General features: G+C 29.8%; 12 protein-coding genes. 2 read left to right on the top strand and 10 right to left on the bottom strand.

Features of this window, described 5'->3' with window-relative positions:
- Positions 1-5: 5 nt before the first annotated feature.
- From ACTG47_RS00475 to ACTG47_RS00460, 4 genes are all read right to left on the bottom strand, one after another.
- The gene (locus ACTG47_RS00475; RefSeq protein ID WP_479925769.1) at positions 6-959 is read right to left on the bottom strand and encodes a sugar-binding transcriptional regulator; all 954 of its coding nucleotides are present in this window, start codon (positions 957-959) and stop codon (positions 6-8) included.
- Between the two features lie 591 nt (positions 960-1,550).
- Positions 1,551-3,014 carry an aspartyl protease family protein gene (locus tag ACTG47_RS00470; protein WP_479925768.1) on the bottom strand — a complete coding sequence of 488 codons (1,464 nt, stop codon included), beginning with the start codon at positions 3,012-3,014 and terminating at the stop codon, positions 1,551-1,553.
- Between the two features lie 105 nt (positions 3,015-3,119).
- A complete protein-coding gene (locus ACTG47_RS00465) occupies positions 3,120-4,073 on the bottom strand; it encodes a retropepsin-like aspartic protease (protein ID WP_479925767.1) in 954 nt (317 codons plus the stop codon).
- Between the two features lie 42 nt (positions 4,074-4,115).
- Positions 4,116-4,601 (bottom strand): tetratricopeptide repeat protein, encoded by a 486-nt coding sequence (locus ACTG47_RS00460; protein WP_479925766.1) that lies wholly within the window; start codon positions 4,599-4,601, stop codon positions 4,116-4,118.
- Positions 4,602-4,769: 168 nt separating this feature from the next.
- On the opposite strand from ACTG47_RS00460, the gene ACTG47_RS00455 reads away from it, so the two are divergent.
- Together ACTG47_RS00455 and ACTG47_RS00450 are read left to right on the top strand one after the other, a co-directional pair.
- Positions 4,770-5,504: a response regulator transcription factor gene (locus tag ACTG47_RS00455; protein ID WP_479925765.1), complete on the top strand. Its 735-nt coding sequence runs from the start codon at positions 4,770-4,772 to the stop codon at positions 5,502-5,504.
- Positions 5,505-5,508: 4 nt separating this feature from the next.
- Positions 5,509-6,606, top strand: a complete 1,098-nt coding sequence (locus ACTG47_RS00450) for a sensor histidine kinase (protein WP_479925764.1) — start codon at positions 5,509-5,511, stop codon at positions 6,604-6,606.
- 146 nt (positions 6,607-6,752) lie between these two features.
- Here the strand turns inward: ACTG47_RS00450 and ACTG47_RS00445 are convergent, their stop codons facing one another.
- From ACTG47_RS00445 to ACTG47_RS00420, 6 genes are all read right to left on the bottom strand, one after another.
- On the bottom strand, positions 6,753-8,930 hold the full coding sequence (locus tag ACTG47_RS00445) for a hypothetical protein (RefSeq protein ID WP_479925763.1): 2,178 nt from the start codon (positions 8,928-8,930) through the stop codon (positions 6,753-6,755).
- Between the two features lie 128 nt (positions 8,931-9,058).
- On the bottom strand, positions 9,059-10,153 hold the full coding sequence (locus ACTG47_RS00440; RefSeq protein WP_169469797.1) for a PIN/TRAM domain-containing protein: 1,095 nt from the start codon (positions 10,151-10,153) through the stop codon (positions 9,059-9,061).
- A gap of 88 nt (positions 10,154-10,241) precedes the next feature.
- Entirely contained in the window at positions 10,242-11,312 is a 1,071-nt protein-coding gene (disA, locus tag ACTG47_RS00435) for a DNA integrity scanning diadenylate cyclase DisA (RefSeq protein ID WP_054268646.1), read from the bottom strand.
- A 2-nt stretch (positions 11,313-11,314) separates the two neighbouring features.
- The gene (gene radA / locus ACTG47_RS00430) at positions 11,315-12,688 is read right to left on the bottom strand and encodes a DNA repair protein RadA (RefSeq protein WP_169469798.1); all 1,374 of its coding nucleotides are present in this window, start codon (positions 12,686-12,688) and stop codon (positions 11,315-11,317) included.
- A 179-nt stretch (positions 12,689-12,867) separates the two neighbouring features.
- A complete protein-coding gene (locus ACTG47_RS00425; protein WP_479925762.1) occupies positions 12,868-15,315 on the bottom strand; it encodes an ATP-dependent Clp protease ATP-binding subunit in 2,448 nt (815 codons plus the stop codon).
- Positions 15,302-16,327, bottom strand: a complete 1,026-nt coding sequence (locus ACTG47_RS00420) for a protein arginine kinase (RefSeq protein WP_479925761.1) — start codon at positions 16,325-16,327, stop codon at positions 15,302-15,304. The genes ACTG47_RS00425 and ACTG47_RS00420 overlap by 14 nt, the downstream gene beginning before the upstream one ends.
- Positions 16,328-16,336: the final 9 nt, after the last annotated feature.

Here is a 16,336-nt window from a genome sequence, read left to right as displayed (position 1 = left end):
TTATATTAGTCACAATCTTCTAATAATTTAAGTGCTAAGCTGTGATTAATTGCCAAACTATTTATAAACTTTGCCTTTAATGATGCCTTTATTGATTCTATTTTTTCATCTCCTGAAGCTACACCTATAGTCCTTTTTATCTTTTTTAAATCTTCTAGCTTTACTCCTAGTACTCTTTGATTAAATTCAAGTATAGAAGTTTTTCCTTCTTTATCAAAAGCTTGCAAACAAATTGCACCTATTGAATTGTATTTTTTCAAATCTTCTATATCTTCTTCATGCATATATCCAGAAGCCATTATTGTTGAGTTTAAGCTCATAGGATTTCCTATACCTACAATTGCTATTGTCGTTTTATCTATTAAATCTAGTACTTCTTTAATTTTTTCATCTTTACAAAGTTTTTCTTTTGTAGACAAATCAGACATAACAGCTGGGGCATGTAATAATTTAAAATCCCCTCCAAAAGCTCTTGCTAAACTTACTGCTATTTGATTTGCATGAATATCTATTTCGTTATCTCCAATTCCACCTAATAGAGGTATAAATGTAACATTTTTGCAGTTATTTTTTTCTACATATCTTGGTATTTCTTTTAGTGTAGTTCCTATTGAAACCCCTATTATATCATTTTCCTTTACTACTCTAGTTAGATATTCAGATACAGCTCTTGCTAATTCTTGTTTTTGAGTTAGCGAATCCTGTTTATCATCTACTACTATTACTTCTTTCAATTTGTATTTTCTTTCTAAACTTCTCTCTATTTTTTGGTAGTCATTTTTCAAAACATCAACTATCTGTATTTTTACTATTCCTTGTTCAAAAGCTTCTTTTAATATTCTTGATATTGTTGGTCTTGATATTCCCAATTGATTTGCTATTTCTTGTTGATTTAAATTATCTTCATAATAAAGTGAACAACACTTCATCATTAACCTCAGGTCTCCAATTTTTTTCATTTGCTTTCCTCCAAAATCAAGCTTTTTCAATTATCTTTACATTTGTTCAATCATTTTACTTAATTTCAGTAACATTATAGAAGGGGTTCATATAAAAAGTCAACTGTTTTTTTGCATAACAAAAAAAACAGTGATACTTTTCTTGTACCACCATGTCCATAAACAGTTGAAACATCACCACTTAGTTCGTATTATATAGTCTTTCAGTCCGTATATAATTTCCATTCATATATTCTAATCGTGCAGAAAGGTAAATAATACTTGAGCATAATCTAATCCAAGAGCTTCATCACTTATTTTTTATCATATTTTTCTTTAAGTTCATGAGCCTGTCTTTCATAATTTTTTCCTCCTGTATTCTATCGTTATTTTGTTCTTACTAACAAGATATATCATGAAAGTAAAATTAAAGTAAAACAACACAGCTATACATCCTTTGTATAACTGTGTTGTTAAAAAAAATAAGGCTTTATTATATCCCTTATTATCTTATTTTTCAAAGCTATAAGGAATATTTAAATATATGTGTATTCAAATAGTAATTCTCATAATAGAAAATAGTATCATCAAACTTTATTTTATATGCTATTTCTACTTACTAAATGTCATCTTCATAGAATCGAAATCAATTGACCATTTATAATTCTTAAAATAATTATGGCTTATCAATCCATCATGAACAAATCCAAGTTCCTCATCATAATCCCACAGTCCACCTGTAAAATAATATCCAAGACCATTTTTTAGTTTTAAATTACCCAGTCCATATGATGAAACATCAAAATGTGCTTCCTTAAAATCACTTCCTCCCATTCCACCTTGTCCTTCATGAGCTTTCTTTAGCTCTGGCATAGGAATCTTCAAAGAATCTATAGTTTCTTTAGGTAATATAATTCCAGCACCTTTTTCGTCAGCAAGTCCTGAATCAAGGAAGTAGTTAAGTCCACTTTTCTGATTGACTGAGCCTTTTCCATACAAAAAGTGAGTGGCTGCAAGTGTAAATGGAATTTCTTCCAATGTTTTGTCATCTGCAAGCATTTTATTAAGATTCTCTCTACCTACTTCATTTCGAGGTCTTAATATTAATTGACCACTATGGTAATCCATCGTAGGTACAAATTCCTTCAATACACCTGTACCAATAATACCATGAATATTTTCATAATCCTTAAATACCTCTTCAAACCCATCAAATGGCCCTAACATTACAGGTACATTTTTAATATTTACATCTCCTATAGTAAGTGAATCAGCTTGACCAAAACCAGTTTCAACAGAATTACCTCCAGCAAATTCATTTTCGTTTTTTGAGGCTATTTTTATACCAAGTTCTTTTACAAGTTTCTGATCAATAGTAAACATTGGACCACCAGTATCAATAATAGCATTTATTCTTTTTCCATTTATCTCTACTGGCACAACTGGCAGAGGGTCGGTTGTGATAAAAGGAATCACTGTTTCACTTTTTCCCTTCCAGTCAATTTGATTTGGTTGTTTATCCTTAAAAGCTTTCATCATTTCCAATACACTATTTATACTATTGTTTTTATCTTCTGATGCTTCGGATAATCTTTCAGCTTTTTGATATTGATTTGTTTGATAATATGTTAGTGTCAATTCTTTTTCAGCCTTTGCTTTGAATTTATCAGGATATTGCTCTATAAGAGTATTATATAGTTTTTCAGCCTGTTCATAATTACCATTTAGATATTCTATTCGTGCAGAAAGGTAAATAACATCTGGAGAAGGCTTTTTCGAATTCATCAAGGGACTCAGCATCTCTTGTGCTTCTGTAATGTCACCTAATTTAAATAGTATCTGGGCATATTCTAGTCTTAGAGCTTCATTATTTGGATTTTTCTCATACTTGTCTTTGACTTCTGTTAGTCGTTTTTCACAACTTGCACGAGTAACTTTTTCTGTTGTTTTAGTTGTTGACTTAGGTATTGAGCTTTTTGATGAAGTAGCCTGAGATGTACATCCTGTCATTACACCAACAATCAAAGCTCCACATAATAGAACACTTATTCCTCTTGATTTCAGTGGTTTTATCATTTTTTACCTCCTATTTTTGTTCTTATCTATAAAATACAATATGAAAGTAAAATAAAAGTAAAGCAAAAGTAAAATAAAAAAAATATTTCTTCTTCTCAATTTAGATTATATATTCTTCTCCTCATTAAATGTCATGTTCATTGAATCAAAGTCAATTGTCCATTTGTAATTCTTCAGATAATTATGGCTTATTAAAGCATCTTGGAAAAATCCATGTGCTTGATACATTCCTTCTTGTCCTGTCGCAAAATGTCCAATGCCTTTTTTCTGTTGCACATTACCTAGCCCATATGATGAAATATCAAATTGTGCTACTTCAAAATCATTTCCTGTCATTCCGCCTTCCTCTGTAGTAGCTGGTCTTAGTTTCGGCATAGTAATACCTAATAAATCTATTGTTTGTTTAGGCAACATAATTCCAGCACCTTTTCCACCATTAAACCCTGAATCCATAAAAAAGTTAAGATTATTTTTATTATTGATTGAGCCTTTACCAAACATATAATGAGTAGAAGAAAGTGTAAATGGAATTTGTTGTATTATTTCACCTTTACCTTCTTTGGCATCTTCATCTGTTACAACTATTTCATTACTTACTATTTCGCTTCGTGGTTTCAGTACTAGCTCACCATTTGGATAATCCATTGTTGGTACAAATTGTTTTAATACATTTGTGCCAAGAACAGCACGAACATCTAATCCTGTATTTTTAAATAGTTCCGCAAGTCCACCAAGCTCTCCTATCATTACAGGGATATTTTTCATATTTATATCTCCTACTTTAAATGAGTCCGCTCTACTAAAGCCAATCTCAGAAGTACCACCTCCAGCAAAATTCCCATCTGCATTTGAAACTGGCTTAATTCCAAGTTCTTTTGCAAATTTTTTGTCAAGAACAAATGTAGGCGCACCAGTATCAATAAAAGCGTTCATTCTTTTTCCATTTATCTCTACAGGCACAACAGGTAGAGGGTCAGTTGTAAGAAATGGGATAATACTTTCATTTTTTCCATTCCATTCAATTTGGTTAGGTTGCCTATCACCAAAATCTTTCATCATGTTATTCAAAAAGCTACTTGCATTTTCTTTTCCAATAGATAACTATTTTGCTTTATGATATTGATTTGTTTGATAATAGGTCATTGATAAGCCCGCTTCTGCCTTTTCTTTAAATTTGTCTGGATATTTCTCCACAAGAGTACTATATAGCTTTTCCGCTTGTGTATAATTACCATTCATATATTCTATTTGTGCTGAAAGGTAAATAGCATCTGGTAAAGGTTTCTCTCCATTTAAAAAAGGCTTTAATACTTCTTGTAGTTCTGTAAAGTCCCCCAACTCAAATAAGTTTTGAGCATATTTTAATGCTAAGGCCTTATCATTTGGATTGTTCTCATACTTTTCTTTGACTTTCTTCAACTGCTTTTCAGAACTTACACGAGTAACCTTTTCCATTGTTTTGGGTGTTGACTTAGATGTTGAACTTTTCGTTGATGTAGTCTGAGATGTACATCCTGCCATTACGCCAACAATCAAAGCTCCGCATAAAAGAACACTTATTCCTCTTGATTTTAGTGACTTTATCATTTTTTACCTCCTATTTTTATTTTTATCTTTATTATTATCTATAAGATACAGTATGAAAATAAAATAAAAGTAAACTGAAGATAAAAACAAAATAATAATTTATTGCTTACACTTTGTATGTATGGTATTATGATGATACTATTTTTGTATACTGGGAGATGAAATATTATGGATGACAAATTAGAAAACCCTGAGAGGATACTTATTGTTGATGATGAAGAAGGGCTTTTAACACTAGTGAAAATAACCTTAAATAAAGAACACTATAATAATATTACTTGTGTATCAACAGGAAGCAAAGCTCTTGAGTGTATTGAAGACAGTCAATATGACCTCATCATTCTTGATGTAATGCTACCAGATTATTGTGGATTTGACCTATGTACGAAAATACGCAGGAAAACTATAACCCCTATCATATTTCTGACAGCCAAAACTGGTGATTACGATAAGTTATCAGGACTTGCTATTGGTGGTGATGATTATATAACAAAACCTTTTAATACAATGGAACTTGTTGCCAGAATCAAGGCTATTTTTAGACGTCAGCAACTTGAACGTTCAGTATTACACACTCCTTCAGAGAATTCTATGATTTACAACTATGGCTATATTGTTCTTGATATGACTTGTGCAGTACTTACTGTAAATAGTCACAACGTAGAATGTACAGCCAAAGAACTCGAGCTAATGGAATTTTTTTGCCAAAATCCTAACAAGGTCTTTACTACATCACATCTGTACGATACGATTTGGGGATTAGCAGGATATGGAGATGAAAAGACTGTTACAATACATATATCAAAACTTAGGAAAAAGATATTAGATGATAATAAGCCATACAAGATTATTATAAATCTCCGTGGAATTGGATATAAATTCATACCACCAGATGGGAGCTGATATATTGAAAAAATTATACTTTCGCTTCATTGCTTACTTTACAACAGGTCTCTTTATATTTCTAGTATATTTCGTTACATTATTCATATTGCTTAATCAATTAATATCTCCTGAAAAATCACATAAATTTTTATATGTAGCTGACTCGTCTATTGGATATTTTCCAAGCATACTTATAATTTCTTTTTGCTTTATTACAGGAGGTATGCTTTTTTGCTTATTTCTTGTTCGACCACTTTACTTGATAATTAGTTCAATAAGTAATTTGTCTAAAGGAAATTATATAATAGCAAAAAAAGCTTTTACCAAAGATGGTAAACTAAAATGGTACTATTTTATGTATAAAGAAGTTATTGTAAATATAAAAGCTTTAGGCAATAAACTTCAAGAAACTGAGATTGAACGAGAAAAACTTGAAGTTGCAAAAACTGATTGGCTTGCTGGTGTGTCACATGACTTAAAAACGCCATTATCATACATCACAGGATATTCATCTCTAATGCTTAATACCAACCACAGTTTTAGTGAAGAAGAGAGTATGGTATTTTTAGATAATATATATAAAAAGGGAGTATATATTGAGAAATTAATAGACAATTTAAGTCTCACATTTTTTGTAGATTCTTCTGGAAAAATACAGCTTAAATATACACAGGTTGAAATAGTTTCCTTTCTTCAAAATCTTATTGCTGATGTAGCCAATAATCCTAAATCTGAAAAGTATATCTTTGGATTTCATACAGATTTAGAACATTTACATTTAGTCATAGACAAAGCACTAATGTATAGAGCCCTTTACAACCTTTTAATGAATTGTGTTGAACATAATCCTGCTGGAACAGCAATAGATATTTGTTTAAATCAAAACTTTAAAGAAATTTGCATTAATACTACTGATAATGGTGTTGGGATAAACACAAAGAAAGCAAATGATATTTTTGACAAATATTATAGTAGCAAAAATCATGATGAACAAAATAGGGGACTAGGATTGTTTATTGTCAAGCAGATTATTGATGCACATGGAGGAAATATTTCCGTTTCAAGTACACTGGGAGAAGGTACATCATTTCAAATTATACTGAAACAAGATAAAATTTAAATTATTATATAACAATCCCAAGTCAAAATAGACTTGGGATTGTTTTGTAATAATTAATTTTTATAAAAATTCTTCTTTAAAGTTATTTAGTCAAAATAAATTCAAATTAACATATTATCAATATTCAAATAGAGCCTATATGTAGCTTATTCTTTTAATACTATCAAATTTATACTCAATATAATCATAGCCACAATTACATAAATAAAAGCTGTAGCTGATGACACAATTCCAGAATCATTTACTAAAAGAGTTACAAAACATCCTGCTATTGATGCTATAAAACCTTTAAATACAATTGGATATTCATCAATTAATTGTTTAAAATATCTAATCTGATTAATCATAAGAACTAAGATAACTCCTATCCCAGTTAGTAGTATATTTACCCATGCACTGGTTTGAGCTAGCTTCAAGTTCATCTCTATCTTTCTGCCAAATGTTTGTATTATTTCTCCTGGTCCATTAAAGTAAACTTCTTTTACAAACATACCTAAATGTGAGTTACTTCCTGAAATCATATCTATAGCTACAAAGGCACCTAAAACAAGCAATACTGCTACACCTAATAATACAATTTTTTTAAAATCTATTTTTACATTATATATCAATAGTATAAATAGTAAAAATGTAACACATTCAGAAATAGCAGTTCCAACATTTGCACCCATAGTTGGAGATGCACTCGTAATTAAGATAACTAAAGAAAATACTATTACAGACCACTTTGGTATCTTTTTATATGTAAGCAAAATCGCAAATGTAAATATTGCACTACCTATTGCCACTCCTTGATATTCATTTCCTACTCCGTAGTATCTAGCCCCAATTATACAATCATAACTCATTACATTACTTTTCATTAAATATGAACCAAATGCAGAATCAATAACCATAATCAATATAGTTAAACCTGTAAAGAATAACATATTTTTTAAATCATTCTTTATCAGAACTTTGCTTATTAAGTATATAGTAAGTGTTATTATAATTATTCCTAAAGATATTGCTACTGGTGTTTTAAAATTCATTATTGGAGTTATCATAAATGATAATGGCATTACTATTCCTATTTTTAGAAATTCTTTTAATATAAAAAATATTGTTTCTTTGTGATTTTTCGATATATGCTTTCTAAATAGAATTAGAATCATAGCAACTATCCATGACAAAAATACTATACTTACAAATCCATTAAGTATTGTAGACCTTATGCTTGAAACAGATACTATCTTTTGGTATTCATCCATCAGATACTCTTTATTATCATCTCTGTTAATAAGTTCATACTTCTTTCCAACCATATTTTGATTTTTTATATCAAAGTTATTTAATATCTCAGCTCCAACATCTAGATTAGTAACAATACCTTCTCTTCTAGTAGTTGAAGATGATAGCATCCCTTTTCCATTACCCTTTAATTTTATTATTGGAGAAAGCCTTCTTTTATTTTTATAATCTAAATCACTTGGAAATGCACTTGATATATAAACAGTGTCATTTTCTCCAACCATAGAAAATATATTTTTTAAGTATACATCTATATTTTTTTCTATGTTATTTTTCATGTTCCCATATGTTTCTTCGGTTAAATTTGGTTTATATAAATCTAATCTATATGTATCTCCAAGCTCTACAAAAACTACATCATTATTTTTGTAAGCTTCTTTAGTCTCTGTAATCAATTTATTATAATCAGTTGATATTCCATAAGGCATAGATAAATCTTTTTTATTTATATTATCCACATTTCCATTAGGAATTCTCCCATACTCATCCATCGCAACTAGGCACAAGTTTCTATTTTTTATAAGCTGACCATTTTCAATTATATCTGCATTTCCCAACACAGATGTTTTTAGCCCATTATCTGATAAACTTTGACCTAACGACCCTAATACAGAGCCATACTCACCAAAGTTTAAATTTTCATTTATAGACTTATTTATAGTTAAATTATTTATACCTTTTGCACTTTTTCCTGTAGACGATTTAAAAATTATGTCCCTATCTTTACTTGAGCTCTCAAAATTAATATCTTCTTCATTAGCTACATTAGCTCTTCCACCAGCACCCATGCTAGCATATGACCGTCTGTCGTCGCTACCTTTATCGCCTCTTATGTTCATTAGACCGATATAGCCTCTACCATCTAGTTCTTCTCTCAATGATTTTATTCTTAACATATTACTCATACTAGTTCTATTCATATCTATAAATATTACTTTTCCATATGTCGGTATATCATCTGCAAAACTATATTGACTCATCGATGTTAATATTATGATAAACGTTGCTAAGAAAGATATAATCTTTTTTCTCATAAATTCTCCCTGCTTTCTGATTTAAATCCTCACCTTTAAGAATACATTAAACATTGTCGTTATAAATAAATAAATTTGGACCATCTATTTAAAATAAACAGCCCAAACTATTGGTTTATTTGAATATATTAATTTTTAGGTTTTGCAAATATCATTCTACCTGCAGGAGTTTGAAGAACAGATGTCACAAGTACTTTTATAGTCTCATTCATATGTTTTCTTCCTCCATCAACAACTATCATAGTTCCATCATCTAGATATGCAACACCTTGTTGAGCCTCTTTTCCTTCTTTAACCACTTGAACAACCATATCTTCACCTGGTATAGCAACTGGTTTTATGGCATTAGCTAACTCATTTATATTTAATACTTCAACACCTTGGAATTGAGCGACTTTATTTAAGTTATAGTCATTTGTAACAACTTTTCCATTTAAAACTTGAGCAAGCTTTAGTAATTTGCTATCAACCTCAGCTATTTCATCAAAGTCTCTCTCACTTATTTCAACTTCTATATTTAATTCTTTCTGAATTATATTTAATATATCCAGACCTCTTCTACCTCTTACTCTTTTTAAATCATCTGAAGAATCTGCAATATGTCTCAGTTCCTCCAAAACAAAAGCAGGAATAATAAGTTTTCCCTCTATAAACCCTGTTTTACAGATATCTGCTATCCTTCCATCAATTATTACACTTGTGTCTAATACTTTTGGAGGAATTGCTTTTATCTCTTTTTTATTTTCTTTATCCTTATCTTTATCTTTAATAGGATTTGCTAATCTTCCTAATTTTCCAATATTAAATAAATCATTTTTACTTTTAAGCGCAACTTTCATTCCAAGATATCCTAGGAATAAGTATAATAGTAAAGATAGTATCCCACCTACTATTGGTATTCTATTTACTAATCCACTTAATAAATACGCAATCACAAATCCTACTATAAGACCCATAGACCCTAACAATATATCAGTCTGAGGATATTTTGATAATTCTTTATCCACTATTTTAGCAATTTCTTTTACTCTATTTACAACCCATGGTTCTATAAGATATCCTAAAATGGCTATTATTATACCTGCTACTACAGCTGCGATATAACCATATGTTTCTTTCCCAAATGTTAATATTTCAAAATCTTTCATTAATGTTAAATAGGTCGTTATACCTATCGTAAATCCAAGTAAAATAAACAATATCCTTGTTACTTTCCTTATCAATGCTTCACCCCCTAGTTATACTTATCTATTATAGACCAAAGTGTATATTATATTCAAGAAAAAAGTAGTAAAATTCATTTAAAATTCATCATATGTGTCTATCTAATAATACTAATTGTTTCATTTTTATGAGTCCATTTTTTATATATGTTGCTCTTATTTCGCCTATTCCTTCAACTTCATCTAATTCTTCAATAGACGCATCTAATATTTGTTGGAAGTTTTCAAAATAATTTACTAAGTTTTCTATTATTGCTGTTGGTAGTCTATGTATTTTACTAAGAATTCTATAGCCTCTTGTTTTTATAGGCATATCCATGCTTTCTGAAAAACCACTATACCCTAATAGTTTTGCCATATTAACCAATTCTATTAGTTCTTCTGAATTTAAATTTTTAACTTTTTTCATAAGTTCTTTTATTTCTGTATTTTCTTTGTTATAATCTTTGAATATTAATTTCTGATCTATCCTAGTTGTACCCATTAATTCTTCTAATTGCATACTTACTAAAGTTCCTTCATCACCCAATTCTATTACATATTTTTCAATTATACTTGTAACTCTCATTACCATTTCCATTTTCTGCATGACTAATGCAACATCATAAATAGTTACCAAATCATTAAACTCTAAAGCATTTAAATTTGTTATAGCTTGGTCTAATACTGTCTTATATTTTTCTAGAGTTTGTATTGCCTGATTTGCCTTAGTAAATATCTTAGATATATCTTCGACCACATACTTCTCATTTCCTCTATAAACTGTTATAACATTTCTTCTTTGTGAAATTCCTATAACTATAGCACCAGTCTGTTTTGCTACTCTTTCTGCTGTTCTATGTCTTGTTCCAGTTTCTGATGTTTCTATAAAATAATCTGGTATAAGCTGTGCATTAGCAAATAGTATTTTCTTTATATCACCACTTAAAACTATAGCCCCATCCATTTTAGCTAGTTCATATAAGTATGATGGTGAATATTCTGCATTTATAGCAAATCCACCATCTACTATTTTCATTACATCTTCATTAGTTGCAATTACAATCAATCCACCCGTCTTAGCTCTTAATACATTGTTTAGACCTAACCTAAGTGGAGTTCCTGGAGATATCATTTTTAATGCATATAGCATATTTTTATTATCTAGAAAATTCTCCATATTTATTGATTCCTCCCAAGTACTATATTTATGGCTTGTCTTAAGTTATCTACTGGCCATATTTCTATGCCTTTGGTGTCTTTTACAACCTCATAATTACTTCTAGGAACTACTATCTTTTTAAATCCAAGCTTTTTACATTCAGATATTCTCTTTTCTATAAAACTTACTGCTCTCACTTCTCCTGTAAGACCCACTTCTCCTGTAACAGCTATATCTTCATCTATAGGTATATTTCTAAAACTAGATGCTACAGAAATAGCTATTCCTAAGTCAATTGAAGGTTCATTTATTTTTATTCCTCCAACTATATTTATATAGACATCTTGATTTTGTATTTGCAACCCAACACGTTTTTCTAAAACTGCTAACAACATACCTACTCTATTGTAATCTACCCCTGTAGATGTCCTCTTAGGTATACCGAAACTTGTAGGCGAAACTAATGCTTGTAACTCAAGTAACATCGGTCTTGTACCTTCTACAGTAGATATTATTACTGAACCTGCTACATCTTTTGGTTTTTCAGATATTAAAATTTTAGATGGATTATCAAGTTCTACTAATCCTAAATCTCTCATTTCAAATACTCCAAGTTCGTTTGTTGAGCCAAATCTATTTTTAACAGCTCTTACTAATCTATAAGTATTATATCTTTCACCTTCAAAATATAGAACAGTATCAACCATATGCTCTAATAATTTTGGTCCTGCTAGTGAACCTTCTTTTGTAACATGACCAACTATGAATGTTGAAATACCCATTTTCTTAGAAATTTTCATAAATTTTGAAGTACCTTCTTTAATTTGGCTGACAGTTCCTGGTGCCGAGGATATTTCTGGACTAAAGACTGTTTGAATTGAGTCTAGAATTATTAATTCTGGATTTACACTTTCTAAATAAGATTCAATTATGCTTAAATTATTTTCAGCAAATATATATAAATTTTCTGAGTTAATTCCTAATCTTTTAGCTCTCATTTTTATTTGAGATTCTGATTCTTCTCCAGTTATATATAAAACAGTTCTTCCCAAATTAGCAACATTACTAGAAACTTGGATTAAAAGTGTTGACTTCCCTATACCAGGGTCTCCACCAACAAGCACTAAAGAGCCTTTAACTATACCACCTCCAAGTACTCTATCCAGTTCATTTATATCAGTTGTAAATCTTTCTTCTTCTTTACTTTCTATTGAGTTTATACTAACCGGTTTAGATGAAGATTTATCTATTATAAAGACCTCTTTTTTGGTGCTTTTTTGGTCTACTTCTTCTACAAATGTATTCCACTTTGTACACTCAGGACATTTTCCAAGCCATTTAGCTGTTTCATATCCACAAGATTGACATACATATTTTGTTTTTATTTTTGCCATACTTTTATCATCCTTAATTTATTATTCTATACTATAATTTTAGCATATGTGAAAGACAATATGTAAAGATTAAATAAAATAATTAAGGACAATGAATTATTATAGATTCATTGCCCTTAAAATTTTGTTTAAATTATAAAACTTGTATCTACAAGATTTTAAAATGCAACTTTATTAAATTAATTAGTTTCAAAAAATATTTTTTCATCCTTTACTTTTGCTACTATACTGCTTCCTTTTTTCACATCACCTTTTAATATTGCTTCAGATAATTCATCTTCTAACTCTTTTTGTAAAGCTCTTTTAAGAGGTCTTGCTCCATATTCTAAATCAAATCCAGATTTAGAAATTAATTTAACAGCTTCATCACTCATTTCTAGTTTTATATCCATTTCTTTTAGTCTGTCTTGTAACTTAGCGACCATTAAAAGTATTATTTTTGATATATGACTTTCATTTAATGAATGGAAAACAATTATATCATCTATTCTGTTCAAAAACTCAGGTCTGAATCTCTGCTTTAATTCACCCATTATATTTTCTTTCATTTTTTCATATTGAGACTTTTCTTCTTCGTCTCCTTTAGCTATACTAAAACCTAAAGTTTTTTGTTTGCCAATTGTAGATGCACCAACATTTGATGTCATTATTATAATAGTATTTTTAAAATCTACAGTTCTTCCTTTTGAATCAGTCAGTCTACCATCATCTAATATTTGTAATAGAATATTAAATACATCTGGATGAGCTTTTTCTATCTCATCAAATAAAATAACTGAATATGGATTTCTTCTTACTTTTTCAGTTAATTGTCCTCCTTCATCATGGCCAACATAACCTGGAGGTGAACCTATCATTCTTGATACAGCATGTTTTTCCATATATTCAGACATGTCTATTCTTATTGTTTGGTTTTCATCTCCAAACTGTACTTCTGCTAATGCCTTAGATAATTCTGTTTTACCTACTCCTGTAGGACCTAAAAATAAAAATGAACCAATTGGTCTATTAGGGTCTTTAAGACCTGCTCTTGACCTTCTGATTGCCTTAGAGATAGATTTTACTGCTTGTTCTTGACCTATTACTCTATTGTGTAAAATTTCTTCAAGTCTTAGAAGTCTATCAGCTTCTTCTTCAAGAATTTTATTAACAGGTATTCCTGTCCATAAACCAACTACTTCAGCAATAACTTCTCCGTCAACTAAATCAGAGTGTTTAGATGATTTATTCCATCTTTCTCTTACATCTTCTAATTGTTTTTTAAGTAGGCCTTGTTCATCTCTTATTTTTGCTGCTTTCTCAAAGTCTTGGCATCTTACAGCTTCTTCTTTTTCTTTGTCTATATTTTCTATTTCTAGTTCTAATTTTTTTATTTCTGAAGGAGGTGTATTTTCCTTTAGTCTTACTTTTGAAGCAGCTTCATCAATCAAGTCTATAGCTTTATCTGGTAGATATCTATCTGATATATATCTAGTGGATAATTCTACAGCTGACTTTATAGCATTGTCAGTTATTTTAACTTTATGATGAGCTTCATATTTATCTCTTAATCCTTCTAATATTTTTATTGAGTCTTCTTTACTTGGTTCATCTACCATAACTGGTTGAAATCTTCTTTCTAGTGCGGAATCTTTTTCAACATGCTTTCTATATTCGTCAATTGTAGTTGCACCTATAACTTGTATTTCTCCTCTTGCTAAAGCTGGCTTTAATATATTTGATGCATCTATAGAACCTTCTCCTGTAGACCCAGCTCCTATTATTGTATGCATCTCATCTATAAATAAAATTATATTTCCATTTTTAACAACTTCATCTACAACTTCTTTGATTCTCTCTTCAAATTCTCCTCTATACTTAGCTCCTGCTAATAATGAGCCCATTTCTAAAGAATATAATGTTTTATTTTTTAATGTTTCTGGAACATTTCCTAGAGCTATATTTGTTGCTAAACCTTCAGCTATAGCTGTCTTACCTACTCCTGGGTCTCCTATTAATACTGGATTGTTTTTTGTTCTTCTACTTAATATTTGTATTACCCTTTGTATTTCTTTTTCTCTACCTATTACTGGGTCTATTTTGTTCTGCTTTGCATATAGTGTAAGATTTCTTCCATACTTATCAAGCACTTTAGATTCTACTTGATTTTGGTTGCCCGTGTAACTATTTTCTGATTTATATTGATTTTTATCACTAATACCCATCATATCAATTGTTAATTGAGCAAGAGTCCTATCATTTACTCCTGCATAATTTAAAATCTTATTAGCTATTCCTTCACCTTCTTGAATAATAGATAATAATATATGTTCAGTGCCAATATAATTTGTTTTTAATTTATTTGCAAACATACCTGATAGTTCAAGTATTTGTTTACTTCTTGGGCTTAATACTATATCCTCTGGAATGCCGTCTCCTTTGCCTTCCATATCAATTATTTTGCCCTCTAAATAAGCCTCTGTAAATCCAACTTTACTTAGAACTTTCGCGGCTATACCTTCTTCTTCTCTTAAAAGACCTAAAAGTATATGCTCACTTCCAACAATATTATGTCCTAGAGTTTTAGCAGATTCAAATGCTAAATCAATTGCCTTTTTAGCTCTTTGTGTAAATCTATTGAAGTTCATAATTTATCCCTCCTCTTAATTTCTCCAAAGTTTCTCTAATGTATGTTGCTCTATTTATATCTCTATTCTCAACATCATCACTCTTATACATTATTGACTGATGTGCTGGTTGTATACCTATCATAAGTTGTTCTATAGCTTTTAAATCTAGTTTATCTATATAGTTCATTTCTATGCCCATTTTTATATTTGATAGGTGACTCATAGCCTCCGAACTACTCATTACTCTTGAATTTTCAAGAGTACCTATTGACCTAAATATTTTATCTTCTAATTTTATACCTAATTTTTTTTTCAATATTTCTCTAGCTTTTATTTCTTTTGAAATTGCATCTTTTGTAAGACCACTTACATTTTCTATAATATTAGACTCTGTTCTCCCAAGTGTAAGTTGATTGGATATTTGATATATGTTTCCTAATGCTTCTGTTCGTTCTCCATATATACCTCTTATTGCTATGCCTATTTGTGAAGATATTTTATAAAGTTCATCCATATAGCCTAGTTGACTTAATGCTGGTAAATGCATCATTACAGAAGCTCTCATTCCTGTGCCTGTATTAGTTGGGCAAGATGTTAAATAACCTAACTTTGCGCTAAATGCGTATTCTAAACTTGATTCTAACAAATCATCTATCTCATTTGCTATGTTATATGCATATTCTAAATTTAAATCATCACATATAGTTTGTATTCTTATATGGTCTTCTTCATTTATCATTATGCTTATAGTTTTATCTTTCTTTACTATAACTGCACTTTTATCATTTTCTGCTAAATCTGGACTTATTATATGTTCTTCAACCATAAGCATTTTTTTAGATTCATCTAAATCTTCAATTTTATAGAAATCAAACTCTTCTTTTTGTTCTAAACTAGAATCCATAAATACATTTTTTACTTTTTCTATTATTTCCATAGCACTTTCTTTATCTAATCTGTTTGGAAAAGGATAATTATTTAAGTTTCTAGCTAGCCTAACTCTTGATTTCATGACTATGTTATCTCTCATAATATCACT

This window comes from Clostridioides sp. LIBA-6622, from assembly GCF_056716095.1.
This window is presented reverse-complemented; position numbering and strand designations above follow the sequence as displayed.

What these genes read in the sequence shown, in the direction of transcription:
- ACTG47_RS00460 (WP_479925766.1), bottom strand. Translation starts at nt 4,601, where the DNA reads ATGATAAAGTCACTAAAATCAAGAGGAATAAGTGTTCTTTTATGCGGA.
- ACTG47_RS00425 (WP_479925762.1), bottom strand. Translation starts at nt 15,315, where the DNA reads ATGAACTTCAATAGATTTACACAAAGAGCTAAAAAGGCAATTGATTTA.
- ACTG47_RS00475 (WP_479925769.1), bottom strand. Translation starts at nt 959, where the DNA reads ATGAAAAAAATTGGAGACCTGAGGTTAATGATGAAGTGTTGTTCACTT.
- ACTG47_RS00420 (WP_479925761.1), bottom strand. Translation starts at nt 16,327, where the DNA reads ATGAGAGATAACATAGTCATGAAATCAAGAGTTAGGCTAGCTAGAAAC.
- ACTG47_RS00455 (WP_479925765.1), top strand. Translation starts at nt 4,770, where the DNA reads ATGGATGACAAATTAGAAAACCCTGAGAGGATACTTATTGTTGATGAT.
- ACTG47_RS00445 (WP_479925763.1), bottom strand. Translation starts at nt 8,930, where the DNA reads ATGAGAAAAAAGATTATATCTTTCTTAGCAACGTTTATCATAATATTA.
- ACTG47_RS00465 (WP_479925767.1), bottom strand. Translation starts at nt 4,073, where the DNA reads ATGATGAAAGATTTTGGTGATAGGCAACCTAACCAAATTGAATGGAAT.
- disA (WP_054268646.1), bottom strand. Translation starts at nt 11,312, where the DNA reads ATGGAGAATTTTCTAGATAATAAAAATATGCTATATGCATTAAAAATG.
- ACTG47_RS00470 (WP_479925768.1), bottom strand. Translation starts at nt 3,014, where the DNA reads ATGATAAAACCACTGAAATCAAGAGGAATAAGTGTTCTATTATGTGGA.
- radA (WP_169469798.1), bottom strand. Translation starts at nt 12,688, where the DNA reads ATGGCAAAAATAAAAACAAAATATGTATGTCAATCTTGTGGATATGAA.